The sequence below is a fragment of the Streptomyces sp. NBC_01317 genome (assembly GCF_035961655.1).
Taxonomy (GTDB): domain Bacteria; phylum Actinomycetota; class Actinomycetes; order Streptomycetales; family Streptomycetaceae; genus Streptomyces.
This window is the reverse complement of sequence record NZ_CP108393.1, coordinates 2,345,188-2,369,250: the sequence shown is the minus strand read 5'-3', so window position 1 is coordinate 2,369,250 and position 24,063 is coordinate 2,345,188. Positions and strand designations below refer to the sequence as shown.

Genomic DNA, 24,063 nt, shown 5'->3' with positions numbered 1-24,063 from the left:
GTCTTGTGTGCCTTTACGCGGACGGCTCCCCGAACGCCGCCACCATCAGCGACAGCGCCCTCGGGTTCATCCCCTCGCCCTTCGCGTCCGTCGCGTTGACGCTGTAGACGAGCGTGCGCGAGAGGTCGCGGGTCGCGGCGATCGCCGTGGTGTAGCCCCAGCGGCTCCCGGTCTTGCCCCACACCTGACGGCCCCCGAGCGTGATGACCGACAGCCCCGCGCTGTACGCGGCCGGCTCGCCCGAGCCGTACTGGCGCACGGACCCGCCGGGCAGCGTGAACATCTCCGCCAGCTGCGGCCGGGGGACGACCCGCCCCCGGAACAGCGCCCGGACGAAGCGCTCCAGGTCCGCCGTACTGGAGATGAGGTCGCCCGCCGCCCAGGACTCCGTGGCGCCCCACACCGTCACGTCGCGCAGCTCCGTGCCCCCGCCGGGGAGGGGGAAGGACTGGTAGCCGTGGTTGTGCGGGCCGCTGATCCGCGGATCGGCGCCGGGGAAGTACGTGTCGCGCAGCCCGAGCGGACGCAGCACCCGGCGGGTGGCCTCGTCGGCGAAGGGGCGGCCGGTGACCTTCTCGGTCAGCAGGCCCAGCAGGGTGTAGTTGATGTTGAGGTAGTGCTGCTGCGCGCCCGGCGCGAACTCCGGCTCCTCCGCGAGGGCCGAGGCCGCCATGTCCCTGGGGTCGTGGAGGTCGAAGCGGTGCGCGTAGCGCTCCTCGGGGGTGGTCCCCGGCAGGTCGGCCGCCGGTATCCCGCTGGTGTGGTCGAGCAACTGCCGTACGGTCACCTGCCCGTACGCCGAGGGGACCAGGTCCGGCAGGTAGGAGCGGATCGTCCGGCCGAGGTCGACCTTGTGCTCGGCTGCCAGCTGGAGCACCACCGCGGCCGTGAACACCTTCGTCACCGAACCCGCCCGGAAGCGGGCGTGCGGGTCGGCGGCCGCGCCCGAGACCAGATCGTGCACCCCCGCGCTGCCGCGCCAGACGCCGTCCGTGCCACCGACCCGGACGAGCGCGGCGGTGGAGTCGGAGTCCGGGAGTCCGGCGAGGGCGGCGAGCAGGGCCGCGGCGTCGGGCGCTTCGGCGCGGGTGCCGGCGCCGGCCGCGTGGCGCGAGCTGTCCGCCGTGGCGAGCGCGGCCGGGGCCGGGGGACCCGCCGCGATCCCCAGGATCAGTGCGGTGGCCAGGGCGGTTCTGGTACGGGCGTTCATGGCGTGGTCTCCAGGTGAGGGGCCGACGTGCTGGCACTCCTCATCCTGGGGAACCCGGCGCCCCGGCGGATCGCCGGACCGAGCGGTTCTCGGCGTCTCGATCCCTCGCCGGTACGGGGGAGTCGGCGGCCCGGTCTCCCCCGCCGGAGGGACGGCCCGCGACGACCAGTCCCGTCTCGTACGCGCGGATGACCGCCTGGATGCGGTCCCGCAGTCCCAACTTCGCCAGCACATGGCCCACATGCGTTTTCACCGTGTGCTCGCTCACGGTGAGCGCGGCGGCGATCTCCGCGTTCGACAGCCCCCGCGCCAGATGGAGGAGCGTCTCGCGCTCCCGGGCCGTCAGGACACCCAGCCCCGCGCCGGGCACGACCGCCGCCGGCCGGGGCCGCCGTACGTACTCCTCGACCAACCGCCGTGCCACCGACGGCGCCAGCAGCGAGTCGCCCGCCGCCACCACCCGTACCGCGTGCACCAGATCGTCCCGCCGGACGTCCTTGAGCAGGAAACCGCTCGCGCCCGCGTGCAGCGCCTCGTACACGTACGCGTCGGAATCGAAGGTCGTGAGCATGACGGTCCGGCAGCCGCCCGCCCCGGTGATGGCCCGGCACGCCTCGATACCGTCCGTCCCCGGCATCCGGACGTCCAGCAGCGCCACCTCGGGGCGCAGCCGCCGTACGGCCTCGACGGCCTGCGCGCCGTCGCCCGCCTCCGCCACCACCTCGATGTCGGGCTGCGCGTCCAGGATCATCGCGAACCCGCTGCGCACCAGCTCCTGGTCGTCCGCCACCACCACCCGGATCGTCAACGCCCCACCTCCGCCCGGGAGTCCACGAGCGGCAGCCGTACCGCCAGCCGGAACCCTCCGCCCTCAGGACCGGGGCCCGCCGTGACCGTCCCGCCGTGCGCGGCCACCCGCTCGCGGACCCCGACCAGGCCGTGGCCCGTGGAGTCGCCGGGGCCGCGCCCGTCGTCGGTGACCGTGACGTCCAGGGCGTCGGGGCCGTACTCCAGCCGGATCAGGACGGAGCCGGCGGCGGCATGCCTGACCACGTTGGTCAGCGCCTCCTGGACCACCCGGTAGACCGTGGCCTCCGTGTCGAGCGACAGCGGCACCGGCGGCCGGCCGGCTGTCACGCGCGTGATCTCGATCCCGCCCGCGGCGACCCGCTCCACCAGCCCGGGAAGCTCCGCCAGGGTGGGCTGGGGGCGCAGGGGCGCGGTTCGGTCCTCGGCGGGCCCGCCCTCACGGAGCACACCCAGCATCCTGCGCAGCTGCACCATCGCGTCGCGGCCCGTTTCCGAGATCGCGTCGAACGCCGCCTCGGCGCGCTCGGGCGCTGTCCGTACCGCCACCGGACCCGCCTCCGCCTGGACGATCATGATACTGACGGCGTGCGACAGGATGTCGTGCATCTCCCGGGCGATCCGGGCCCGTTCCCGCGCGGTCGCCTGCTCGGCCTCGATCCGGTTCGCCCGCTCCAGCTGCGCCGCCCGGTCCTCGACGGCCGCCGTGTAGTCCTGGCGAATCCTCGTCAGCCGGCCGAAGCCGTACGCCGCGCCGAAGACGAGCAGCGAGAACAACAGCTCCCTCGCCTCACCGGAGTTGAGCGCGACGGACGGGAAGATGAGCACGAGCGTCAGGGCGGCCGTGGGCAGGCGCCTGCGCGCCGGGGAGAGCGCGGCCACGGTGTAGACCGCCAGCAGCGCGGTGTACGGGAGCGTCTGGCCGGGGCCGTCCCAGGCGACCTCGTACAGGACCTGCGCCGCCAGCACGGCCAGCAGGACGGTCACCGGGGCGCGCCGCCGCCACACCAGCGGCAGGACGCCCAGGGTCGTCAGGCCGTACGCGGGCCAGTCGGCCGGCGGCAGCGAGGCGGCGCGCGGGACGACGAACGGGATGGTCACCGCGGCCTGGACGAGCAGCGCGATCCCGAGGTCCACCCCCCAGGCACCGGCCCGGCCGCGAAGGGCTCCGAGTGTCTTCAGGGCTTGCGCCCCACCACGCCGAACTGCGCCACCTCGCCCACGCCGTCCTCCATGCTCGGCTCGGGACGCCAGCGGGAGCAGGAGACGAGGCCGGGCGGCAGCAGCTCCAGGCCGCTCAGCAGCGACAGGACCTTCGAGCGGCTGCGGGCCACGATCCGCGGGGACGCGTGCTCGTTCCAGAACCGCATCGCCTCCGCGTTCCCGCCGCCGCCCAGCTCCAGCGTCGGGTGGGTGAGGACCAGATAGCTGCCGGACGGTACGGCGTCCATCAGGCGGCCCACGATCGACCGGGCCTCCACCGTGTCCATGACGAAGTTCAGGATCCCCAGCATCATCACGGCGACCGGACGGCGCAGGTCCAGGGTCGGTTCGACGGCCGCGAGGATCCGCTCGGGGTGGTGGACGTCCTCGTCCAGGTACGTGGTGGCGCCCTCGGGCGTGCTGGTGAGCAGTACCCGGGCCAGGGCGAGCACGGTCGGGTCGTTGTCGACGTACACGACCCGCGACTCGGGGGCGATCCGCTGGGCGACCTGGTGGGTGTGGTCGGCGGTGGGCAGCCCGGTGCCGAGGTCCAGGAACTGCCGTACGCCCAGGTCCCGGGTCAGATGGGTGACCACGCGGCCGAGGAACGCCCGGTCGGCGCGCGCCACTTCGCCGATGGACGGATACATGCTGGTGACCTGGTCGCCCACCGTACGGTCGACCGGATAGTTGTCCGTGCCGCCCAGCCAGTAGTTCCAGACACGGGCGTTCTGCGCGACGTCGGAACGCACGCCTTCCGGGAGATCCTGGCCGGTCACGACTGCTCCAGGTGAGAGGCGGTGGGGGAGGTGGGGTCGGAGGCGGGCTCGGGGGTGGGGTCGGGGGCGGGGCGGGGGGCGCGGCCCAGCAGTCCTGCCAGGATGTCGATCCGGTTGGTGGTGATCGAGTCGGCGCCCCGGGCGATCAGCCGCCGCATGGAGCGTCCGGTGTCGACGGTCCAGGCGGAGACCAGCAGGCCGTCGCGGTGGTTGCGGTCGGCCAGCTCCCTGCTGACCAGGCCGAAGCGGTAGTTGAGCCAGCGCGGCCGCACGGCGTCGAGCAGCGTGGGCCGGGGCGGGGCGACCGTGGTCCACGTCATCGCGATCTCCGCGTCCGCGTCCGCCGCGCGGACGGCGAGCATCGTCGTGGGGGACGCGCAGTAGTACACCCGGTCGGCGGCCCCGCCGTCCCGTACCGTCCCGACGACGGTACGGACCGCTGCCGGGGAGGCCCCCGGCAGATCGATCATCAGCCGCGCGCCGGGCAGCGCGTCCAGCGCCTCCGCGAGGGTCGGCACCCCGCCGCGCGTGTGCTCGCGCACCTCGTCGTGGGTCAGGTCGGCCAGCCGCCGCTCGTCGCCCCACAGCCGCTCCAGCGTGGAGTCGTGGAGCAGGACGGGCACCCCGTCGCGGGTCAGCCGCACGTCGAGCTCGACGGCGTCCGCGCCCCGCGCCAGCGCGGAGCGCAGCGAGGGGAGGGTGTTCTCCCGGATCCGGTACGGATCACCCCGGTGCCCCACGGCGACGACGGGCCGCTCGTCCTCCGTGTTTCGTATGTCCTGCTCTGCCCGCCCTGCTTGTCCTGCCCGCCCGGCCCGCTCGTGTCGCTCGTCCCGCTTCGTGCGCATGGGAGCAATTGTGGCCACAGGCGGGCCTCAGCGCGCCAGCCAGGCCGAGGTGTACGTGTCGATCTCGGCGATCAGCCGCTTCTTGCCGTCCGTGTCGAGGAAGGACGCCTCGACACCGTTCCTGGCGAGGGCCGCCAGCCCGCGCTCGTCCAGGCCCAGGAGCCGTGCGGCCACGCCGTACTCCTGGTTGAGGTCCGTGCCGAACATCGGCGGGTCGTCGCTGTTGACCGTCACCAGCACACCGGCCGCGACCATCTCCTTGATGGGGTGCTCGTCCAGGTCGGCCACCGCGCGGGTCGCGATGTTGGACGTCGGGCACACCTCCAGCGGGATGCGGTGCCGGGCCAGGTGCGCCAGCAGCTCCGGGTCCCGCACGGAGCTGGTGCCGTGGCCGACGCGCTCGGCGCGCAGGTCGCGCAGCGCGTCCCAGACCGTCCCCGGCCCGGTCGTCTCCCCGGCGTGCGGCACGGAGTGCAGGCCCGCGTCGATCGCCCGGTCGAAGTACGGCTTGAACTGCGGCCGGGGCACGCCGATCTCGGGGCCGCCGAGACCGAACGAGACCAGGCCCTCGGGGCGCAGGTCCACCGCCAGCCGCGCGGTCTCCTCGGCCGCCCGGAGGCCCGCCTCGCCGGGGATGTCGAAGCACCAGCGCAGGACGACGCCCAGCTCGGCCTCCGCCGCCTTCCTGGCGTCCTCGATCGCCTCCATGAAGCCCGCCTCGGGGATGCCCCGGCTGGTCGAGCTGTACGGCGTGACCGTCAGCTCGGCGTACCGGATGTTCTGCCGGGCCATGTCACGGGCGACCTCGAAGGTCAGCAGCCGTACGTCCTCCGGTGTGCGGATCAGGTCCACGACGGAGAGGTACACGTCGATGAAGTGCGCGAAGTCGGTGAAGGTGAAGTAGTCGACCAGCGCCTCGGGGTCGGTCGGCACCTTCGAGTCGGGGTGGCGGGCGGCCAGTTCGGCCACGATGCGCGGCGAGGCGGAGCCCACGTGGTGGACGTGCAGCTCGGCCTTGGGCAGACCCGCAATGAAGGGGTGCAGATCGGTCATCGTGGATCCTCCGGGGGTGGCGCGGGTACGGCGGCGGGCGGCGCCCGAGGGGCGGGGTGTCCGCCCTCTGCCCAGGGCCGCTCGGGTCGGGGAACATGGTAGGCCGGGCCGTTCGCGTGCCCGGAGGGGCCTTAGCATGACGGGACGACGTAGGGGGGGACCATGCCGGACCAGAGTGACCGGCCGCCGGGCGGCTTCGAGGACAACGATCCCTGGGCACCGCCGGAGCGGCGCGTACCGCTGGACAAGCAGGCGCCCGGATCGGTGCACGACCAGCCCACGGTGATCGGTGGGCCGCTGCCCGGCGCCGTACCCCCGCCGCCGCCCGCGCCCGGCGGACCCGGCGCGGGTGCGCCGGGTCCGTACGGCTACCCCGGCGCCCCGCCCGGGACCGTCCCGCCGCAGCCCGGCGCCCCGTACGGCCCGCCCTACGCCACCGGTACGGGCGGGACCCACGACACCGGGGCCGGCTACGGCTACCCGGCGGCGGGACCGCCCACCGGGGCGACCCACACCGGCTACCCCGCCGGCGGCTACGTCGCCCCGTACCCCGGCTACGGAGCGGGCGGCTGGCAGCAGGCTCCCTCCAACGGGATGGGCGTCACGGCCCTGGTGCTCGGCATCGTCGGGCTGGTCGTCGGCTGCTTCTGGGGCGTTGGGATCCTCCTCGGTGTCCTTGCCCTGATCTTCGGCATCATCGGCCGCCGCAAGGCCCGCAGGGGCGAGGCGACCAACGGGGGTGTGGCGCTGGCGGGGGTCATCCTCGGAGCCGTCGCGACCGTGCTCGGCGCGGTGTTCCTCGCCCTTCTCATCTGGGTGGTCAACAGCGAGGAGGGGTCGGACTTCTCCGACGAGGACCCGTTCTCCACCTCGTCCGTGGTGCTCGTGACCCCGTGACCCCGTGACCCGGTGACCCCGTGACCCGGTGACCCCGTGACGCCCTGACCCCCGGCCGACCCCGTAACCCTCAGGTCCGGAGCCGTTCCCGCGCCTCCATCAGGGCGAAACCCAGCAGGTTCAGGCCGCGCCACCGGGCGGGGTCCCGCGCCCGCTCGTCCCGCGCCGACAGTCCGATGCCCCAGATCCGGTCCCTGGGGCTGGCCTCGACGAGCACCCGCCCGCCCGTGCCCAGCAGGAACTCCCGCAGCGCGGGGTCCTGCCCGAACTTGTGGACGCTGCCCTCCACCACCACGGCGAACCGCTCGCGCTCCCAGACGGCCTGGTCGAAGCCGCGCACCAGGCGGCCCGCCTTCTTGGCGAGGGCCGGGTTCGCCGCCGCCACGGCCTCGCGCTCGGCCTCCGGGTCCTCGAAGAGCCGGGCCTTGGCCGCCATCATCCAGTGCTCGGCCGTCGCGTACTCCACCCCGTCCACCGTGAACGGCGACGGCCACCACTGGCTGAGACAGCCGGCCCCGAGCGTGCCGTCCGCCTTCGGTGTGTGCCCCCAGAAGCACAGATACTTCACCGTCCCGCCGCGCTCCGCCCGCGTGACCAGGTCGGCGGCCGTGCGGACCGTGCTCCCCGTGTGTTCCGTGCTCCCCGTGTGTTCTTCCATGCACGGGAGTCTGCCGGTCACCACTGACACTCCGTACGGCGATCAGCCCCCCGACACGACACACGGTCCACCGATTCCGTCGCGTAACCAAAAGGCAACAACGGAATCCCTTGTTGAGGTGGACGTGCTCTGTCAGGATCGGCACTCAATTGAAGCCGGACAACGACTGGAACCACGACCGGCGTGCGGGACCGCCGGTACGGGGGCACCGCCGGAACGCCGGCCGGAACATCGGAGAGCGTCATGGGCAACCGCTTCCAGGTGCGGGACCGCTTCGCGGCCGGCGCGCAGTTCATCGGGGGCCGGCTGCGCCCCGGCACCTCGGGGCGCATGCAGGCGGTCACCGACCCGGCGACCGGTGAAGAGGTCCACACGTACGAACTGGCGGGCACCGCCGACGTGGACGACGCCGTCGCCGCCGCGCGCGCCGCCTTCCCCGGCTGGTCGGCCGCCACCCCCGGTGAGCGCTCCGACGCCCTGCACCGCCTCGCCGCCGTCCTCACCGAGCAGGCCGCGGACTTCGCGTACGCGGAATCGCTCCAGTGCGGCAAACCGATCAGGCTCGCCACCGAGTTCGACGTACCGGGCACGATCGACAACACCGCGTTCTTCGCGGGCGCCGCCCGCCACCTCGACGGCGTCTCCGCCGGTGAGTACAGCGCCGACCACACCTCCTACGTACGCCGCGAGGCCCTCGGGGTCGTCGGCTCGATCGCCCCCTGGAACTACCCGCTCCAGATGGCCGCCTGGAAGATCCTCCCGGCCGTCGCCGCGGGCAACACCATCGTGCTCAAGCCCGCCGAGATCACCCCGTTCACCTCGCTGATGTTCGCCCAGGCCGCCCAGCGGGCCGGACTGCCCGACGGGGTCATCAACATCGTCTCCGGCTCGGGCCGGGACGCGGGGGAGCGGCTCGTCGCCCACCCCGACGTCGTGATGACCTCCTTCACCGGCTCCACGCCGGTCGGCAAGCGGGTCGCCGAGATCGCCGCCGCCACCGTCACCCGCCTCCACCTCGAACTCGGCGGCAAGGCGCCCTTCCTGGTCCTGGACGACGCCGACCTGGAGGCCGCGATCCACGGCGCCGTCGCCGGAGCGCTCATCAACGGCGGCCAGGACTGCACCGCCGCCACCCGCGCGTACGTGCAACGCCCCCTGTACGAGGCGTTCGTCAGCGGGGTCGCCGCACTGATGGAGACCGTCCGCCTGGGCGACCCCGCCGACCCGGCCACCGACCTCGGCCCGCTGATCACCCACACCCACCGCGACCGCGTCGCGGCCGTCGTCGACCGGGCCCGCGGCTACGCGCGTGTCGTGACCGGCGGCGAGGCACCGGGCGGCGTATTCAAGGACGGCGCCTACTACCGGCCCACGCTGATCGCCGACGCCCCGCAGGACAGCGAGGCCGTCCAGTCCGAGATCTTCGGCCCGGTCCTGGTCGTCCTCCCCTTCGACACCGACGACGAAGGCATCGCCCTCGCGAACGACACCCCGTACGGTCTCGCCGCCTCCGTCTGGAGCCGTGACGTCTACCGCACGGGCCGCGCCACCCGGGAAATCCAGGCCGGCTGCGTCTGGGTCAACGACCACATCCCGATCATCAGCGAGATGCCGCACGGCGGCTACAAGGCCAGCGGCTTCGGCAAAGACATGTCCGCGTACTCGTTCGAGGAATACACGCAGATCAAGCATGTGATGTTCGACAACACCGCGGTGGCACGGAAGGACTGGCACCGCACGATCTTCGGGGACCGCCCCTAACGGGTGCCTTGTGGATCCGGCCGTAACCACCCACCCGAAAGGGCACAGCGCATGGAGCAGTACGAGCCCGACCGTCCGTCGGCCGCCCAACTGGCCGCGATGCGGCGCACCCTGACCAGCGGCAGGGGCGCCCTCTCCCGCCGCTCGCTGCTGCGCGCCACCGGTGTCGGCGCGCTCACCGTCGGCGGCCTCGCCGGTCTGAGCGCCTGCGGGATCCCGCCCGCCAAGCGGGACGAGGACGGCCCGGCGTCCACGGACCACTCGGCGAAGGAGAAGCGGGTCGTCTTCTCCAACTGGACCGAGTACATGGACACCAGCGAGGACGAGAAGCACTACCCGACGCTGGAGGCCTTCACCCGGCGCACCGGGATCGCGGTGAAGTACACGGCGGACATCAACGACAACGTCGAGTTCTTCGGCAAGATCCAGCCGCAGCTCGCGGCCGGCCAGGACACCGGCCGTGACCTCATATGTGTCACGGACTGGCTGGCCGCCCGCATGATCAGGCTCGGGTACGCGCAGAAGCTCGACCCCTCGAACCTCCCGCACGCGTTCGCCAACCTCGCCGAGCAGTTCCGCATGCCCGACTGGGACCCGGGCCGGGCCTACTCGTACCCCTGGACCGGTATCCCGACCGTCATCGCCTACAACGCCAAGGCGACCAAGGGCCGCAAGGTCGAGTCGGTCAGCCAGCTGCTCGACGACCCGGCGCTCAAGGGGCGGGTCGCCTTCCTCTCCGAGATGCGCGACTCCGTCGGGATGACCCTCCTCGACCTCGGCAAGGACCCCGGGTCGTTCACGGACGACGACTTCGACGCGGCGATCGCCCGGCTCCAGAAGGGCGTCGACAACCAGCAGATCCGCCGCTTCACCGGCAACGACTACACCGCCGACCTCGACAAGGGCGACATCGCGGCCTGTGTCGCCTGGGCCGGGGACATCGTCCAGCTCCAGGCGGACAACCCGGACATCAAGTTCACCATCCCGGAGAGCGGTTACATCATCTCCAGCGACAACCTGCTGGTCCCGGCCAAGGCGCGGCACAAGACCAACGCCGAGAAGCTCATCGACCACTACTACCAGCCGCCGATCGCCGCCCAGCTCGCCGCGTACATCAACTACGTCTGTCCGGTGGACGGGGTACGCGCGGAGCTGACGAAGATCGACAAGTCGATGGCGGACAACACCCTGATCCTCCCGGACGCGGCCATGGCCGCCGCCTCGCACGCCTTCCGCTCCCTCAGCAGCAAGGAGGAGACGGCGTACGAGGGGAAGTTCGCCAAGCTCATCGGCGCCTGAGCCGCTCGCCCGCCCACTCCCTCCCAGCCCCCGGGATCGTGACCCATGACAGAGACCGCACCCACCGGCCACGGCGGCGACGACGTCCGCCTCACCGGGATCAGCAAGACGTACGGCTCCTTCCACGCCGTCAAACCGCTCGACCTCACCGTGCCCCAGGGCTCGTTCTTCGCGCTCCTCGGCGCCTCCGGCTGCGGCAAGACCACCACCCTGCGGATGATCGCGGGACTGGAGGAACCGACCACCGGCTCGGTCTTCCTCGGCGACAAGGACGTCACCGACCTGCCGCCGTACAAACGCCCCGTCAACACCGTCTTCCAGAGCTACGCGCTCTTCCCGCACCTCGACATCTACGAGAACGTCGCCTTCGGTCTGCGCCGCCGCGGGGTGAAGTCCGTACGCAAGCAGGTCGGCGACATGCTCGACCTCGTCCAGCTCGGCGACTTCGCCCGCCGCAAGCCCCACCAGCTCTCCGGCGGCCAGCAGCAGCGCGTCGCCGTCGCCCGCGCCCTGATCAACCACCCGCAGGTGCTCCTGCTCGACGAGCCGCTGGGCGCCCTCGACCTCAAGCTGCGCCGCACGATGCAGCTGGAGCTCAAGCGGATCCAGACCGAGGTCGGCATCACCTTCATCCACGTCACCCACGACCAGGAGGAGGCCATGACGATGGCCGACACGGTCGCGGTGATGAACGGGGGTGTGGTGGAGCAGCTGGGCAGCCCCGCCGACCTGTACGAGAACCCCAACACCACCTTCGTCGCCAACTTCCTCGGCACCTCCAACCTCATCGAGGCCGAGGTCGCCGAGAAGAACGGCGGGGACGTCGTGGTGACGGTCGGCGGCGCCAAGCTGCTGCTCCCGGCGGGCCGGTGTTCGGCGCCGACGACCAGCGGCGGCACGCTCCTCGTCGGCGTACGCCCCGAGAAGATATCCCTCGCGCACGCGGACGACGCCGGGAGCATCCCCGAGGGCCGCAACCGGGTCGCGGGCCGGATCGTGGACTCCAGCTTCATCGGCGTCTCGACGCAGTACGTCATCGACAGCCCGGCCGGTGCCGGCCTGGAGGTGTACGCGCAGAACATCGAGCGCGACACCCGCCTGGTGGCCGGCGCGGAGGTCGTCCTGCACTGGAACCCCGCGCACACCTTCGGCCTGGACGCCGCGCAGTCCCCGCTCGCCGGGACGACGGGCGCCGACGGTACGGAGACGGCGGACGGGGAGGCCTCGTGACCGCCACAGAAGCGCCGCCCGCGCCGCCGGGCCCGCCCACCCCGCCGGCCGCCGGGCCGGCCGGGATCCCCCCGCACAAGGTCTCCCGGCGCAAGCGGCTCGTCCCGTACTGGCTGCTCCTGCCCGGCATCCTCTGGCTGCTGGTCTTCTTCGCCCTGCCGCTCGTCTACCAGGCCTCCACGTCCGTCCAGACCGGGTCCCTCGAAGCGGGCTTCGAGGTCACCTGGCACTTTCAGACGTACTGGGACGCGCTCCAGGAGTACTGGCCCCAGTTCGTGCGCTCCCTGCTGTACGCGGGCACGGCGACGATCCTGTGCCTGCTGCTCGGCTACCCGCTCGCGTACCTCATCGCCTTCAAGGCGGGACGCTGGCGCAACCTGGTGCTGGTCCTGGTCATCGCACCGTTCTTCACCAGCTTCCTGATCCGCACGCTCGCCTGGAAGACGATCCTCAGCGACGGCGGCCCGGTGGTCGAAGTCCTGAACTCGCTGCACCTCCTGGACGTCACCAGCTGGCTCGGCTGGACCGAGGGCGACCGCGTCCTCGCCACGCCGATGGCGGTCGTCTGCGGTCTGACGTACAACTTCCTGCCGTTCATGATCCTGCCGCTCTACACCTCGCTGGAGCGGATCGACGGCCGGCTCCACGAAGCCGCCGGCGACCTCTACGCCCGGCCCCTGACCACCTTCCGCAAGGTGACCTTCCCGCTCTCCCTGCCGGGGGTCGTCTCCGGCACGCTGCTCACCTTCATCCCGGCGAGCGGCGACTACGTCAACGCGGAACTGCTCGGCTCCACCGACACCAAGATGATCGGCAGCGTCATCCAGACGCAGTTCCTGCGGGTCCTCGACTACCCGACGGCGGCCGCGCTCTCCTTCATCCTGATGGCCGTCGTCCTGCTGATGGTCACCTTCTACATCCGCCGCGCGGGGACGGAGGAACTGCTCTGATGGGTGCTGTTCGCTGGATCAGGCGGAACCTGGTCGTCATCGCGGGCCTGCTGACGCTCGCGTACATGATCGTCCCGAACGTCGTCGTGATGGTCTTCTCGTTCAACAAGCCCCAGGGGCGCTTCAACTACTCCTGGCAGACCTTCTCCCTGGACGCCTGGAAGGACCCCTGCGGGGTGGCCGACCTGTGCGGCTCGCTGAGCCTCTCGCTGCAGCTCGCCACGTTCGCCACGATCGGCGCCACCGTCCTCGGCACGATGATCGCCTTCGCGCTCGTCCGCTACCGCTTCCGGGCGCGCGGCGCGATCAACTCGCTGATCTTCCTGCCGATGGCCATGCCCGAGGTCGTCATGGCGGCCTCGCTGCTCACGCTCTTCCTCAACCTGGGCGCGCAGCTGGGCTTCACGACCATCCTCATCGCCCACATCATGTTCTGCCTCAGCTTCGTGGTGACGGCCGTCAAGGCGCGGGTCCTGTCCATGGACCCCCGGCTCGAAGAGGCGGCCCGCGACCTCTACGCGGGGCCGGTGCAGACGTTCGTACGGGTCACCCTGCCGATCGCCGCCCCCGGCATAGCGGCGGGCGCGCTGCTCGCGTTCGCGCTGTCGTTCGACGACTTCATCATCACCAACTTCAACGCCGGCCAGACCGTGACCTTCCCCATGTTCGTCTGGGGCTCGGCGCAGCGCGGCACGCCGGTGCAGATCAACGTGATCGGCACGGCGATGTTCATCATTGCCGTGGCGCTGGTGGGCGCCGGGCAGCTGATCAGCAACCGCCGGCGGAAGACCGCCACCACCTGAGCACTTCACCACCTGAGAACTCCGAGGGAGTTGGAAGACATGGCCCCAAGCGCCATGCGTACCGCCGCCGCCTCACTGTCCGACGCGCAGCCGCTCTCGTACTGGCTGGACGACCCCGGCCGCCCCGGGGCCCTGCCCGCCCTCACCGGCGACGAGCGCTGCGACCTGCTGGTGATCGGCGGCGGGTACAGCGGGCTGTGGACCGCCCTCCTCGCCAAGGAGCGCGACCCGGACCGTGAGGTCGTCCTGATCGAGGGCCGTGAGGCGGGCTGGGCCGCCTCGGGCCGCAACGGCGGCTTCTGCGCCGCCTCCCTCACCCACGGGTTCAGCAACGGCCTCGCCCGCTGGCCCGGTGAGCTGGCCACCCTCGAAGAGCTGGGCGCGCGCAACCTCGACGCCATCGAGGCGGCCGTCGCCCGCTACTCCCTGGACTGCGACTTCGAGCGCAGCGGCGAGATCGACGTGGCGACCGAGCCGTACCAGCTGGCCGACCTGCGCGAGACGTACGAGGCGGCGGTGACGTCCGGCGCCACCGGGCTCGAACTGCTGGACCGGGACGCGGTCAGGGCCGAGGTCGACTCGCCGACCTTCCTGGGCGGGCTGCACGACCCCCACGGGGTGGCCATGCTGCATCCGGCGAAGCTGGTGTGGGGCCTCAAACGGGCCGTCACCGCCCTGGGCGTACGGATCTACGAGAACACCCGCGGCCTGGAACTGGCCCGCACGGCCACCGGCATGGCGGTCCGCACCCCGTACGGACGGGTCTTCGCCCGGCGGGTCGCCCTCGGCACCAACATCTTCCCGTCGCTGGTCAAGCGGGTGCGGCCGTACACGGTGCCGGTGTACGACTACGCCCTGACGACCGAGCCGCTGACGGACGCCCAGCTCGCCTCCGTGGGCTGGCGCAACCGCCAGGGCCTGGGCGACAGCGCGAACCGGTTCCACTACTTCCGTATCACCGCCGACCACCGCATCCTGTGGGGCGGTTACGACGCGATCTACCCGTACGGAGGCCGGCTCGACCCCGCCCTCGACCACCGGCCCGAGACGTACCTGACGCTCGCCTCCCACTTCTTCCGCTGCTTCCCGCAGCTGGAGGGGATCCGCTTCAGCCACGCCTGGGGCGGCGCGATCGACACCTGCTCGCGCTTCTCGGCCTTCTTCGGTACGGCGTACGACGGCCGGGTCGCGTACGCCGCCGGATACACCGGCCTCGGGGTCGGCGCCACCCGCTTCGGCGGGGAGGTGATGCTCGACCTGCTGGCGGGGAAGCGGACCGTACGCACCGAACTGGAGATGGTGCGCACCAAACCGCTGCCGTTCCCGCCGGAACCCGCCGCCTGGGCCGGGATCGGCCTCACCAAGTGGTCGCTGGCCCGCGCCGACGCGCACGGCGGGCGGCGCAACGTGTGGCTGCGGACGATGGACCGGCTGGGGCTCGGCTTCGACAGCTGAGTTGGCTGTGGGCGGACTCGCAATTCGGTTGCGCCGTCAGTAGGTTGGGCCGCGCGTTTCAAATGGGCCGCCGAACCCGCGTCATCATCGGGCGCCACCTGTGTCTCTCCCCGTATGGACGTACTGTCCAACAACACGGATGGGAGGCCGGACAGATGACTGGCTCGGGGGCCAAGAGCGCGGTGGAGTGGCTGGTATCGGTGGCACCGGATCCCGATGCCTGCCGGTGGGAGTGGGAGCGCAGCCCGCTCGGGGTGGCGCTGCTGCCGGCCGGCCGGCGCTGGGACGTACTGATTCTGCCGGGGGAGCTGGGCTATCCGACGCTCGACGTGCTCACCCGGCTCATCGAACGGCCGGGCCCGGTCCTCGCCGGCTTCGGCGATTCCCGCATGGGGTTCTTCGTACCACCGGGCACGGCGGCCCGCTGGCTGGGTACGGGGGTGCGCGGCGCGGGCCACGGGACCTGGATCGTCGTGCCGTACCCGGGACGTGCCAGCGGCGGGGTGCGCTGGCTGATCCCGCCGGACGGCTCGGGCACCCTGACCGACCCCGCGCTGCTGGAACTGGCGATGCACGAGGCGGCGGCAGGTTAGAGCCTGTCCGGCGGGTGGTGGGCGGGAGAGCGGCGCGTAGGGCATCCGATGCGCGGCCGATGCCCTCAGAGGTCTTGACCACACCAATTGGTCTGGACCATGCTGTGCGCCACCCGCCCCCTCATTTCCCCCATGCCCGGAGGCAGTTGTGGAACGCACGAGACGTCCTGCTCTGTACCCAAGACTGGTGGCCGCCTTCGCGGCGGCCCTGCTCGCCGCGGGCGGCCTCGTCGCCACCGCGCAGACCGCGCGCGCCGCCGACGCGGACCTCGCCGTCAACGGCGGCTTCGAGTCCGGCCTGAGCGGCTGGAGTTGTACCGCGGGCAGCGGCGCGGCCGTCACCACCCCCGTCCACGCCGGCACCGGCGCCCTGCGCGGCACGCCCGCGGGCAACGACAACGCCAAGTGCTCCCAGACCGTCACGGTCAAGCCCGACTCCGCGTACACGCTGAGCTCCTGGGTCCGGGGCAGCTACGTCTACCTCGGCGCCTCCGGCACCGGCACCACCGACGTCTCCACCTGGACGCAGTCCGCGCCCGACTGGCAGAAGCTCACCACGAGCTTCCGCTCGGGACCGTCCACCACGTCCGTGACGATCTACCTCAACGGCTGGTACGGCACGCCGACCTACTACGCCGACGACGTCACGCTCGTCGGCCCCGGCGGCACGCCCACCCAGCCCCCGGCCGTCCCCGCCGGCCTCAGGTCCACCGGCGTCACGTCGTCCTCGGTCAGCCTCTCCTGGACGGGCGTCACCGGCGCCACCGGCTACACCGTCTACCGCGGCGGCACCAAGGCCCTGGACGTCACCGGCACGTCCGCGACCGTCTCCGGGCTCAACGCGTCCACCGCGTACAGCTTCCAGGTCGCCGCGACCAACAGCGGCGGCGCCTCGGCGCTCTCCCCGGCGGTCTCCGCCACCACGAGCGCCTCGGGCGGCGGCGGAGGCGGCGGTACGACCCTGCCCGCGCACGCCCTCGTCGGCTACCTCCACTCCAGCTTCGCCAACGGCTCCGGCTACACCCGCATGGCCGACGTCCCCGCCTCGTGGGACGTCATCAACCTGGCCTTCGGCGAGCCCACCTCGGTGACCTCCGGCGACATCCGGTTCAGCCTCTGCCCGGTCGCCGAATGCCCGAACGTCGAGTCCGTCGCCGACTTCAAGGCCGCCATCAAGGCCAAGCAGGCGGCCGGCAAGAAGGTGCTGATCTCCATCGGCGGCGCCAACGGCCAGGTCCAGCTCGCCACGACCGCCGCCCGGGACACCTTCGTCTCCTCGGTCTCGAAGATCATCGACGAGTACGGCCTCAACGGCCTGGACATCGACTTCGAGGGCCACTCCCTCTCCCTCAACACCGGCGACACCGACTTCCGCAGCCCCACCACCCCGGTCATCGTCAACCTGATCTCCGCGATCAAGACCCTCAAGGCCAAGTACGGGGCGGGCTTCGTCCTCACCATGGCCCCCGAGACCTTCTTCGTACAGCTCGGCTACCAGTACTACGGCTCGGGCCCCTGGGGCGGCCAGGACCCGCGCGCCGGCGCGTACCTGCCGGTCATCCACGCCCTGCGCGACGACCTCACCCTGCTGCACGTCCAGGACTACAACTCGGGCTCGATCATGGGCCTCGACAACCAGTACCACTCCATGGGCGGCGCCGACTTCCACATCGCCATGACCGACATGCTGCTCACCGGCTTCCCGGTGGCCGGCAACACGTCACGGGTCTTCCCGGCGCTGCGCCCCGACCAGGTCGCCATCGGCCTCCCGGCCTCGACCCAGGCGGGCAACGGCTACACCACCCCGACCGAGGTCAACAAGGCGCTGAACTGCCTCACGAAGAAGACGGACTGCGGTTCCTACCAGACCCACGGCACCTGGCCCGCGCTGCGCGGACTGATGACCTGGTCGATCAACTGGGACCGGTTCAACGGCCAGGAGTTCTCGCGGAACTTCGACGCCTACTTCCCGTGACCGCTGACGCCCGCCGCTTTCCCTGACCGCTCCGCTCGCCGGGAGTCCGCTGCCCGCAGCGCCCGGTCCAGCAGGAGCAGCAGCATCCCGCCGAGCGCCAGACTGCCGAGGACGTCCAGCGGCCAGTGGTAGCCACGCAGGAGCAGACCGGTGCCCGTCGCCAGGGTGAGCAGGACGGCGACGGGCACCGTCCGTCTGAGGCCGGCGTACGGGGCGAGGAGCAGCGCCGCCGCTCCGTACGCGACCATCGCGGTCGCCGTATGGCCGGACGGGTAGTACCCGGTGGCGTCGGTCAGCGGTCCCCGCCGGTCGATCCAGAACTTGAGCGGGACGACCAGGACGGGCACGGCCACCATGGTGAGCGCGGCGGCCAGAGCCCGGTCGGGCCGCCCGCGCCACACCACGTACCCGAGAACCAGCGCCAGGACGGGCAGGGCGACGACCACACTGCCGAGATCGGCGAAGAGTTCGGTCAGGGGCCGGGGGCCGTGACCCGCGAGGGACAGCTCCAGACGCTCGTCGGCCCGGCGTACCGGACCGCCGGCGGCGGCCTGCCAGGTGACGAGGGCGAAGAGGACCGCGCACAGCGTGAAGAGCCACGCGCGCCGGGAGTGCCACGGGCGGCGCGGAACGGAGAAGACCGAGAAGAAGCGGGAGAGGACCGCGAAGGGATGAGAGAGCGGCCGCCCTGGAACAGGGGGGGTGGTTCCAGGGCGGCCGACAGGACCGGTGTGCCGCACGCCCCGGGGGGTTTGGGCCGTGCGGCCGTCCGATCCGTGAGGAGATCCGGAGCCTGAAGCTCCGGTGGTGTGCGCGAAGGCACGGCCGGAACGGTGCTGGGGACGCCCCGAACCGGTGTCGCCCGCAGTCCCCTGCGAGCGGGGTGTTTCTCTCATCTGCCCGAACCGTACGTCAGGGCGGGGACGACGGACAGCGGCAGAACAGAGCCGCCATCGCCCTCGCACACCTTCTTCACACGCCCTGACCAGCGGCTCCTGACCATGACACCCGTTTCGCCCGCTCAGAGCGCGGCGAGCGCCGACTCGATGATGTCCAGGCCCTCGGTGAGCAGGTCCTCGCCGATCACCAGCGGCGGCAGGAAGCGCAGCACATTGCCGTACGTACCGCAGGTGAGGACCAGCAGCCCCTCGGCGTGGCACGCCTTCGCCAGCGCGCCGGTCGTCTCCGGGTCCGGCTCCTTGGTGCCCCGGTCCTTCACCAGCTCGATCGCGATCATCGCGCCGCGGCCCCGGACGTCGCCGATCACGTCGTACTTCTCGCTCATCGCGGAGAGCCGGGCCTTCATGATCTCCTCGATGCGCCGGGCCTTCGAGACGAGGTCCAGCTCCTTCATCGTCTCGATCGCGCCGAGCGCGGCGGCGCAGGCCACCGGGTTCCCGCCGTACGTACCGCCCAGCCCGCTCGCGTGCGCCGCGTCCATGATCTCCGCGCGGCCTGTCACGGCGGCGAGCGGCAGGCCGCCCGCGATGCCCTTCGCCGTGGTGATCAGGTCGGGCACGACGCCCTCGTCCTCGGACGCGAACCACTGGCCCGTACGGCAGAAACCGGACTGGATCTCGTCCGCCACGAACACGATGCCGTTGTCCTGCGCGAACCGCGCGAGCGCGGGCAGGAATCCCTTGGCCGGCTCGATGAAACCGCCCTCGCCGAGCAGGGGCTCGATGATGATCGCGGCGACGTTCCGGGCGCCGATCTGCTTGGTGATCTGATCGATGGCCTGCGCGGACGCCTCGGCGCCACAGTTCTCGGGGCCGGTCGGCCAGCGGTAGCCGTAGGCGACCGGCACCCGGTAGATCTCCGGGGCGAACGGCCCGAAGCCGTTCTTGTACGGCATGTTCTTCGAGGTCAGCGCCATGGTGAGGTTCGTACGGCCGTGGTAGGCGTGGTCGAACACGACCACCGCCTGCCGCTTCGTATAACTGCGCGCGATCTTCACGGCGTTCTCGACGGCCTCGGCGCCCGAGTTGAAGAGCGCGGACTTCTTCGCGTGGTCGCCGGGAGTCAGCTCGGCGAGCCGCTCGCAGACCTCGACGTACCCCTCGTACGGCGTGACCATGAAACAGGTGTGGGTGAAGTCCGCGAGCTGCGCGGTGGCCCGGCGCACGACGGCCTCGGCGCTGGCGCCGACCGTGGTGACCGCGATCCCGGACCCGAAGTCGATCAGCCGGTTCCCGTCCACGTCCTCCAGGACCCCGCCCCCGGCGCGCGCGGCGAACACGGGCAGCGTGGACGCCACCCCGGCGGCGACCACGGCGGTACGCCGGGCCTGCAACTCCAGCGACCGGGGTCCTGGGATGGCGGTGAGAAGACGGCGCTCCTGCGGGATGGCGGTCATGAGGGGCTCCTGGGGGGTGTTCCGGCGATGCTCCGGACTCGGACGTGGACGCGGCGCTTTCCCGCAGGCTAGGCGCGCGACACCGACCCGGGCATGCGCCGTTCGGTAGTGGTCCGGGCGTGTCGTTTGTCCGTGGCGGACATAGGGGGGTGGGCGGGGGTGGGGGAGGGGCGACACCTGTGCGACCGCGGAACGGCCAACTACCCGTCAATTCCATGCGATGGCCATACATTGAGTCGGGTACACAGATCGGACCTGGCTGGTCAGGGGGCAGGAGCTCATGGACACCGACGGCACGTACGAGGCGCGGGGCGATGCGAGGCCCGGTTCACCGGGCGGCCGGCGGGACGACTCCCAGGGCCCCCGCGCCCACCCCGTGCCCCGCCCGGCGGGGCCGCCGCCTCCCATGCCGCCCTCGGTGCCCCCGCCGATGGTTCCCCTGGCCGCCACCGGACCCCGTCCGAGGCCCGTGGACCCTCCGCCCGCCCCGGAACACCGGCCCGTCACCGGACCCACGCTGCGTGACTGGCTGCACGTCCCCCGCGTCCACGCGGGGCCGGGGACCTGGGCGTACGGCCATGTCGTACGGGCGGATCAGGAACCGGAGAGGGCCCCCCTGCGCCAGCTCATCAGCGGGGCCCTGATCTCACTCCTCGCGGGAGTGCTGCTCTGGTCGCTGATCTACAACGGCTACCTCGGCAGCGTCTGGGTCTGGCCGCTTCTCGCGTTCACCCCCGACTCCTGGCCGGGGACCACCACGGGCGAGACCTCCCTCAAGGTCTACTACGCACTGATGATCATCGTGATGCTCGTCGTCTTCGGCCGCCTCGGCCGCTGGGCCGAGCTCGCCCGCCGCCTCCTCGGCCCCCGCACCCAGAACACCGCGACCGCCCCCGCCCCGCCGGGCCCCGAGGACGACCTCGCCGAGTGGCCCGAGCTGCGGGCCGCCGGGCAGGGGGAGATCGCCGCGCGGCTCGCCGCCGAGGTGCGGGACGGGCGGATGAACGACGTCGACTACACCCGGATCCGCCGCGCCTGGCAGTCCGTACGCGCCGACCCCTCCCGGCTCACCGCCTTCACCGACGAGGTCCGCGCGCACGGCGCGGCGGCCTGCGTCCACCCCTCCCACGCCCGCGACCTCCCCGTCCGCGCGGCCCGGCACGACCTGCTCGGGCGGCAGGTGCTGCTCGGCACGGTCCAGGACGGGCAGCGCAATCCGTACGCCCGCCGCGGGACCGGACTGGCCCTGGACCCCGACCTGCTCGGGACCTCCCTGCTGGCCGTCGGCCCGCCCGGCACGGGCAAGACCCGCGCCCTCGTCCGCCCTGTCGTCGAGTCGCTCGCCCTCCAGGCCCTCGCCGGCCGCGCCGCCGTCATCGCCGTCTGCGCCACCGGCACCCGCCTCGGCCCCGACGACGCGTACGACGTCGTCGTCGGCCTCGGCGACCCCGCCTCCGCGTACGACCTCGACCTGTACGGCGGTACGAACGACCCGGACGAAGCCGCCACCCTTTTGGCCGAAGGCCTGGTCGGCGACCTCGCCGACACCGACGGCCGGCGGGCCACCACCGCCCTCGCCCAGCTGCTCGGCCCCTTCCGCGCCGCCCACGACCGCCTGCCGTCCGTACCGGAACTGCGGGAACTGCTCGACGGCGAACCCACCGCCCTGGCCGCTCTGCGCGAGGCGCTCGACACCAAGGGCCAGTACGGCATGCGGCGCGAACTCGACACCAGGGAACGGCAGTCGGGCACCCCCGGCGACCCGGGACCCGCGCTGGCCGACCGGATCGCCCTGCTCGACCGTCCCGCCTTCGCCGGGTTCTTCGACACCAGCGGCCGCACCAGGCCGTTCTCCCTGCGCACCCTGGAGCACCCGCTGCGGGTCCGCATCGACCTGCCCGAGCGCGGGCACGCCGAGGCCTCCCGGATGCTGGCGCGGCTCGTCCTCGCCCAGTTCACCGCCAACGCCGCAGTCCGGGCCGACCGCTCGCTCTTCGCCTGCCTCGTCCTGGACGACGCCACCCGTACCCTCACCGCCGGGACACTGCGGGGCGTACAGCGGTTGCGGTCCGCCAACGCGGGCGCCGTGCTCACTCTCCGTACGCTCGATGACGTACCGGAAGCACTGCACACCTCCCTGCTCGGGGCCGTCGGCTGCCGGATGGCGTTCTCCGGGATCACGACCTGGGACGGCAAGCGGTTCGCCGAGGCGTGGGGCACGGAATGGGTCGAGACCCGGGACGTCACCCAGCGCACGGTCTTCGCCGACCAGCCGCTGACCAGGGCCATCCACGCCTTCCGCAAGCTGGTCACCGGCAAGGCCGTGACGACGGACGCGGTGACCGTACGGCAGGTCGAACGCGAGCGGTGGTCCGCCTCCGACCTCGCGCACGCGGTGCCCGCCGGGCACGCCGTGCTGTCGCTGCGCACGGTCGGCGGCGAGCACGCGCCGCCGCTGCTGGTGGATCTGGGGGGCTGAGACCGGCACGGCGTTCGTACAAGCTGGCAGGATTGGGGGACGCCGTTCGTACGGGACGGCGTACTCGCCCGCCGGTTTCCCGGACGTCCCCGACGTTCCCAGACAAAGGCCTAGGGTCCCCCATGCCGCCCACGCTCGCCTCGCTCGTGCAGCACTCGGCCCTCCACCTCAGGGTGCGCGCGGGCGAGGACCGGCTGCGGACGCCCGTGCGCTGGGCCCACGCCAGCGAGCTGGCCGACCCCGTGCCGTACATGGAGGGCGGTGAACTGCTCCTCGTGACGGCCACCACGCTGGACGCCGAGGACCCGGAGGCCATGACGGCGTACGTACGGCGGCTCGTCGGCGCGGGGGTCGCGGGGCTCGGCTTCGCGGTGGGCGTGAACTACGACTCCGTCCCGGAGGCGCTGGTCGCCGCGGCGCGCGCCGAAGGGCTCCCCCTACTCGAAGTGCCCCGGCGCACGCCCTTCCTGGCGATCAGCAAGGCGGTGTCGGCGGCGATCGCGGCGGACCAGTACCGGGCCGTCACGGCGGGCTTCGAGGCCCAGCGCGAACTGACCCGCGCCGCGCTCGCCGACGGACCCGCCGCGCTGCTCGCCCGGCTCGCGGCGCACGTGGACGGCTGGGCGGCGCTGTACGACGCCACCGGCGCGGTCGTCGCCGCCGCGCCCGAGTGGGCGGCGCGGCGCGCGGCCCGGCTGACGGCGGACGTGGAACGGCTGCGGGAGCGGCCGGCGCCGGCGAGCGTGGTCGTCGGGCACACGGGCCACGGCGACGGCGCCGAGGACCGGGTCGAACTCCAGTCCCTCGGCACGGGCCGCCGGGCCGGCGGAGCACTGGCGGTCGGTACGGGCGCGGCGCTGGGCACCGCCGAGCGGTACGCCGTGCACTCGGCGGTCGCGCTCCTCACGCTGACGACCGAGCGCTCTCGGGCCCTCCAGGAGGCCGAGCAGCGGCTGGGCGCGGCGGTGCTGCGGATGCTGCTGTCCGGGCAGCCCGACCACGCGCGCTCCGTGGCGGGCGAGCTGTACGGCGGGCTTCTCGACGCCCCGTTCCGCCTGCTGATCGCCGAACCGGAGTCCGACACGACGGAGCCCGGCGCCCTGGAGGCCCTGTCGGACGCGCTGGAGGCGGCGGGGGCGCGGGCGGGCGAGGCGGTGCTGGCGGTGCCGGACGGGGAGCGGCTCGCGGTGCTCGCGGTGGACGGCGGCGCGGTGGTGGCCTCCTTGGGGGACCCCGCGACCCCCGCGGTCGGCGGCGTCGTGATCGGGCTCTCGGCGCCCACGGGGCCCATCGCGGTGGGCGGCGCGTACAAACAGGCCGAGGCGGCGCTGACCGTGGCGCGGCGGCGGGGCCGGGTGCTCGTCGAGCACGAGGAGCTGGCCGCGGGCTCGATCCTCCCGCTCCTGGCGGACGACGCGGTGCGGGCGTTCGCGGACGGCCTGCTGCGGGCGCTGTACGAACACGACGCGAAGGGCCGGGGCGATCTGGTGGCCTCGCTCCGGGCGTGGCTGTCCCGCCACGGCCAGTGGGACGCGGCGGCGGCGGATCTTGGCGTCCACCGGCATACGCTGCGCTACCGGATGCGGAGGGTGGAGGAGATCCTGGGGCGCTCCCTGGACGACCCGGATGTCCGCATGGAGCTGTGGCTGTCCCTGAAGACGTCTGAGCGCTAGCTTCTGCCACGGTGTTCGTTTCGCGTGTTGCTTG

At 72.5% G+C, this 24,063-nt stretch carries 20 protein-coding genes; 11 read left to right on the top strand and 9 right to left on the bottom strand.

Annotation, left to right across the window (positions count from 1 at the left end):
* Window positions 1-13: 13 nt before the first annotated feature.
* From OG349_RS09785 to OG349_RS09760, 6 genes are read right to left on the bottom strand one after another with little or no spacing between them, the layout of a single operon-like run.
* Entirely contained in the window at window positions 14-1,210 is a 1,197-nt protein-coding gene (locus OG349_RS09785) for a serine hydrolase domain-containing protein (protein ID WP_327234253.1), read from the bottom strand.
* Window positions 1,211-1,250: 40 nt separating this feature from the next.
* Window positions 1,251-2,018 (bottom strand): response regulator transcription factor, encoded by a 768-nt coding sequence (locus OG349_RS09780; RefSeq protein ID WP_327234252.1) that lies wholly within the window; start codon window positions 2,016-2,018, stop codon window positions 1,251-1,253.
* Window positions 2,015-3,199 carry a sensor histidine kinase gene (locus OG349_RS09775; protein ID WP_442806372.1) on the bottom strand — a complete coding sequence of 395 codons (1,185 nt, stop codon included), beginning with the start codon at window positions 3,197-3,199 and terminating at the stop codon, window positions 2,015-2,017. Before OG349_RS09775 ends, OG349_RS09780 begins: the two co-directional genes overlap by 4 nt.
* Window positions 3,196-3,999, bottom strand: a complete 804-nt coding sequence (locus OG349_RS09770) for an SAM-dependent methyltransferase (protein WP_327234250.1) — start codon at window positions 3,997-3,999, stop codon at window positions 3,196-3,198. The genes OG349_RS09775 and OG349_RS09770 overlap by 4 nt, the downstream gene beginning before the upstream one ends.
* Window positions 3,996-4,847, bottom strand: a complete 852-nt coding sequence (locus OG349_RS09765) for a glycerophosphodiester phosphodiesterase (RefSeq protein ID WP_327234249.1) — start codon at window positions 4,845-4,847, stop codon at window positions 3,996-3,998. Before OG349_RS09765 ends, OG349_RS09770 begins: the two co-directional genes overlap by 4 nt.
* Before the next feature lie 27 nt (window positions 4,848-4,874).
* Window positions 4,875-5,900, bottom strand: a complete 1,026-nt coding sequence (locus OG349_RS09760) for an adenosine deaminase (protein ID WP_327234248.1) — start codon at window positions 5,898-5,900, stop codon at window positions 4,875-4,877.
* Between the two features lie 162 nt (window positions 5,901-6,062).
* On the opposite strand from OG349_RS09760, the gene OG349_RS09755 reads away from it, so the two are divergent.
* Entirely contained in the window at window positions 6,063-6,797 is a 735-nt protein-coding gene (locus tag OG349_RS09755; protein WP_327234247.1) for a DUF4190 domain-containing protein, read from the top strand.
* 70 nt (window positions 6,798-6,867) lie between these two features.
* On the opposite strand, the gene OG349_RS09750 is transcribed toward OG349_RS09755, so the two are convergent.
* Window positions 6,868-7,455, bottom strand: a complete 588-nt coding sequence (locus OG349_RS09750) for an NADAR family protein (protein WP_327234246.1) — start codon at window positions 7,453-7,455, stop codon at window positions 6,868-6,870.
* A 243-nt stretch (window positions 7,456-7,698) separates the two neighbouring features.
* Here OG349_RS09750 and OG349_RS09745 point away from each other — a divergent pair, with 243 nt between their 5' ends.
* From OG349_RS09745 to OG349_RS09710, 8 genes are all read left to right on the top strand, one after another.
* Window positions 7,699-9,216, top strand: coding sequence for a gamma-aminobutyraldehyde dehydrogenase (locus OG349_RS09745; RefSeq protein ID WP_327234245.1), 1,518 nt, complete (start codon window positions 7,699-7,701; stop codon window positions 9,214-9,216).
* A 51-nt stretch (window positions 9,217-9,267) separates the two neighbouring features.
* Window positions 9,268-10,515: an ABC transporter substrate-binding protein gene (locus OG349_RS09740; RefSeq protein WP_327234244.1), complete on the top strand. Its 1,248-nt coding sequence runs from the start codon at window positions 9,268-9,270 to the stop codon at window positions 10,513-10,515.
* Between the two features lie 45 nt (window positions 10,516-10,560).
* Complete coding sequence (locus tag OG349_RS09735) at window positions 10,561-11,745, top strand: ABC transporter ATP-binding protein (RefSeq protein WP_327234243.1); 1,185 nt, start codon at window positions 10,561-10,563, stop codon at window positions 11,743-11,745.
* A complete protein-coding gene (locus OG349_RS09730; protein ID WP_327234242.1) occupies window positions 11,742-12,695 on the top strand; it encodes an ABC transporter permease in 954 nt (317 codons plus the stop codon). Before OG349_RS09735 ends, OG349_RS09730 begins: the two co-directional genes overlap by 4 nt.
* Window positions 12,695-13,498 (top strand): ABC transporter permease, encoded by an 804-nt coding sequence (locus tag OG349_RS09725; RefSeq protein ID WP_327234241.1) that lies wholly within the window; start codon window positions 12,695-12,697, stop codon window positions 13,496-13,498. The genes OG349_RS09730 and OG349_RS09725 overlap by 1 nt, the downstream gene beginning before the upstream one ends.
* A gap of 39 nt (window positions 13,499-13,537) precedes the next feature.
* Window positions 13,538-14,953 carry an NAD(P)/FAD-dependent oxidoreductase gene (locus OG349_RS09720; RefSeq protein WP_327234240.1) on the top strand — a complete coding sequence of 472 codons (1,416 nt, stop codon included), beginning with the start codon at window positions 13,538-13,540 and terminating at the stop codon, window positions 14,951-14,953.
* A 155-nt stretch (window positions 14,954-15,108) separates the two neighbouring features.
* Window positions 15,109-15,546, top strand: coding sequence for a hypothetical protein (locus OG349_RS09715; RefSeq protein WP_327234239.1), 438 nt, complete (start codon window positions 15,109-15,111; stop codon window positions 15,544-15,546).
* Between the two features lie 148 nt (window positions 15,547-15,694).
* On the top strand, window positions 15,695-17,521 hold the full coding sequence (locus tag OG349_RS09710; RefSeq protein ID WP_327234238.1) for a chitinase: 1,827 nt from the start codon (window positions 15,695-15,697) through the stop codon (window positions 17,519-17,521).
* Here OG349_RS09710 and OG349_RS09705 read toward each other — a convergent pair.
* Both OG349_RS09705 and gabT read right to left on the bottom strand, forming a co-directional pair.
* The gene (locus tag OG349_RS09705) at window positions 17,509-18,261 is read right to left on the bottom strand and encodes a phosphatase PAP2 family protein (protein ID WP_442806226.1); all 753 of its coding nucleotides are present in this window, start codon (window positions 18,259-18,261) and stop codon (window positions 17,509-17,511) included. The genes OG349_RS09710 and OG349_RS09705 overlap by 13 nt on opposite strands.
* 281 nt (window positions 18,262-18,542) lie before the next feature.
* On the bottom strand, window positions 18,543-19,877 hold the full coding sequence (gabT, locus tag OG349_RS09700; protein ID WP_327234236.1) for a 4-aminobutyrate--2-oxoglutarate transaminase: 1,335 nt from the start codon (window positions 19,875-19,877) through the stop codon (window positions 18,543-18,545).
* A 280-nt stretch (window positions 19,878-20,157) separates the two neighbouring features.
* Here gabT and OG349_RS09695 point away from each other — a divergent pair, with 280 nt between their 5' ends.
* Window positions 20,158-22,356 carry an ATP-binding protein gene (locus OG349_RS09695; protein WP_327234235.1) on the top strand — a complete coding sequence of 733 codons (2,199 nt, stop codon included), beginning with the start codon at window positions 20,158-20,160 and terminating at the stop codon, window positions 22,354-22,356.
* 122 nt (window positions 22,357-22,478) lie between these two features.
* Window positions 22,479-24,029 (top strand): PucR family transcriptional regulator, encoded by a 1,551-nt coding sequence (locus tag OG349_RS09690; protein ID WP_327234234.1) that lies wholly within the window; start codon window positions 22,479-22,481, stop codon window positions 24,027-24,029.
* Window positions 24,030-24,063: the final 34 nt, after the last annotated feature.

What these genes read in the sequence shown, in the direction of transcription:
- OG349_RS09785 (WP_327234253.1), bottom strand. Translation starts at nt 1,210, where the DNA reads ATGAACGCCCGTACCAGAACCGCCCTGGCCACCGCACTGATCCTGGGG.
- OG349_RS09765 (WP_327234249.1), bottom strand. Translation starts at nt 4,847, where the DNA reads ATGCGCACGAAGCGGGACGAGCGACACGAGCGGGCCGGGCGGGCAGGA.
- OG349_RS09760 (WP_327234248.1), bottom strand. Translation starts at nt 5,900, where the DNA reads ATGACCGATCTGCACCCCTTCATTGCGGGTCTGCCCAAGGCCGAGCTG.
- OG349_RS09755 (WP_327234247.1), top strand. Translation starts at nt 6,063, where the DNA reads ATGCCGGACCAGAGTGACCGGCCGCCGGGCGGCTTCGAGGACAACGAT.
- OG349_RS09750 (WP_327234246.1), bottom strand. Translation starts at nt 7,455, where the DNA reads ATGGAAGAACACACGGGGAGCACGGAACACACGGGGAGCACGGTCCGC.
- OG349_RS09745 (WP_327234245.1), top strand. Translation starts at nt 7,699, where the DNA reads ATGGGCAACCGCTTCCAGGTGCGGGACCGCTTCGCGGCCGGCGCGCAG.
- OG349_RS09740 (WP_327234244.1), top strand. Translation starts at nt 9,268, where the DNA reads ATGGAGCAGTACGAGCCCGACCGTCCGTCGGCCGCCCAACTGGCCGCG.
- OG349_RS09735 (WP_327234243.1), top strand. Translation starts at nt 10,561, where the DNA reads ATGACAGAGACCGCACCCACCGGCCACGGCGGCGACGACGTCCGCCTC.
- OG349_RS09725 (WP_327234241.1), top strand. Translation starts at nt 12,695, where the DNA reads ATGGGTGCTGTTCGCTGGATCAGGCGGAACCTGGTCGTCATCGCGGGC.
- OG349_RS09720 (WP_327234240.1), top strand. Translation starts at nt 13,538, where the DNA reads ATGGCCCCAAGCGCCATGCGTACCGCCGCCGCCTCACTGTCCGACGCG.
- OG349_RS09715 (WP_327234239.1), top strand. Translation starts at nt 15,109, where the DNA reads ATGACTGGCTCGGGGGCCAAGAGCGCGGTGGAGTGGCTGGTATCGGTG.
- gabT (WP_327234236.1), bottom strand. Translation starts at nt 19,877, where the DNA reads ATGACCGCCATCCCGCAGGAGCGCCGTCTTCTCACCGCCATCCCAGGA.
- OG349_RS09695 (WP_327234235.1), top strand. Translation starts at nt 20,158, where the DNA reads ATGGACACCGACGGCACGTACGAGGCGCGGGGCGATGCGAGGCCCGGT.
- OG349_RS09690 (WP_327234234.1), top strand. Translation starts at nt 22,479, where the DNA reads ATGCCGCCCACGCTCGCCTCGCTCGTGCAGCACTCGGCCCTCCACCTC.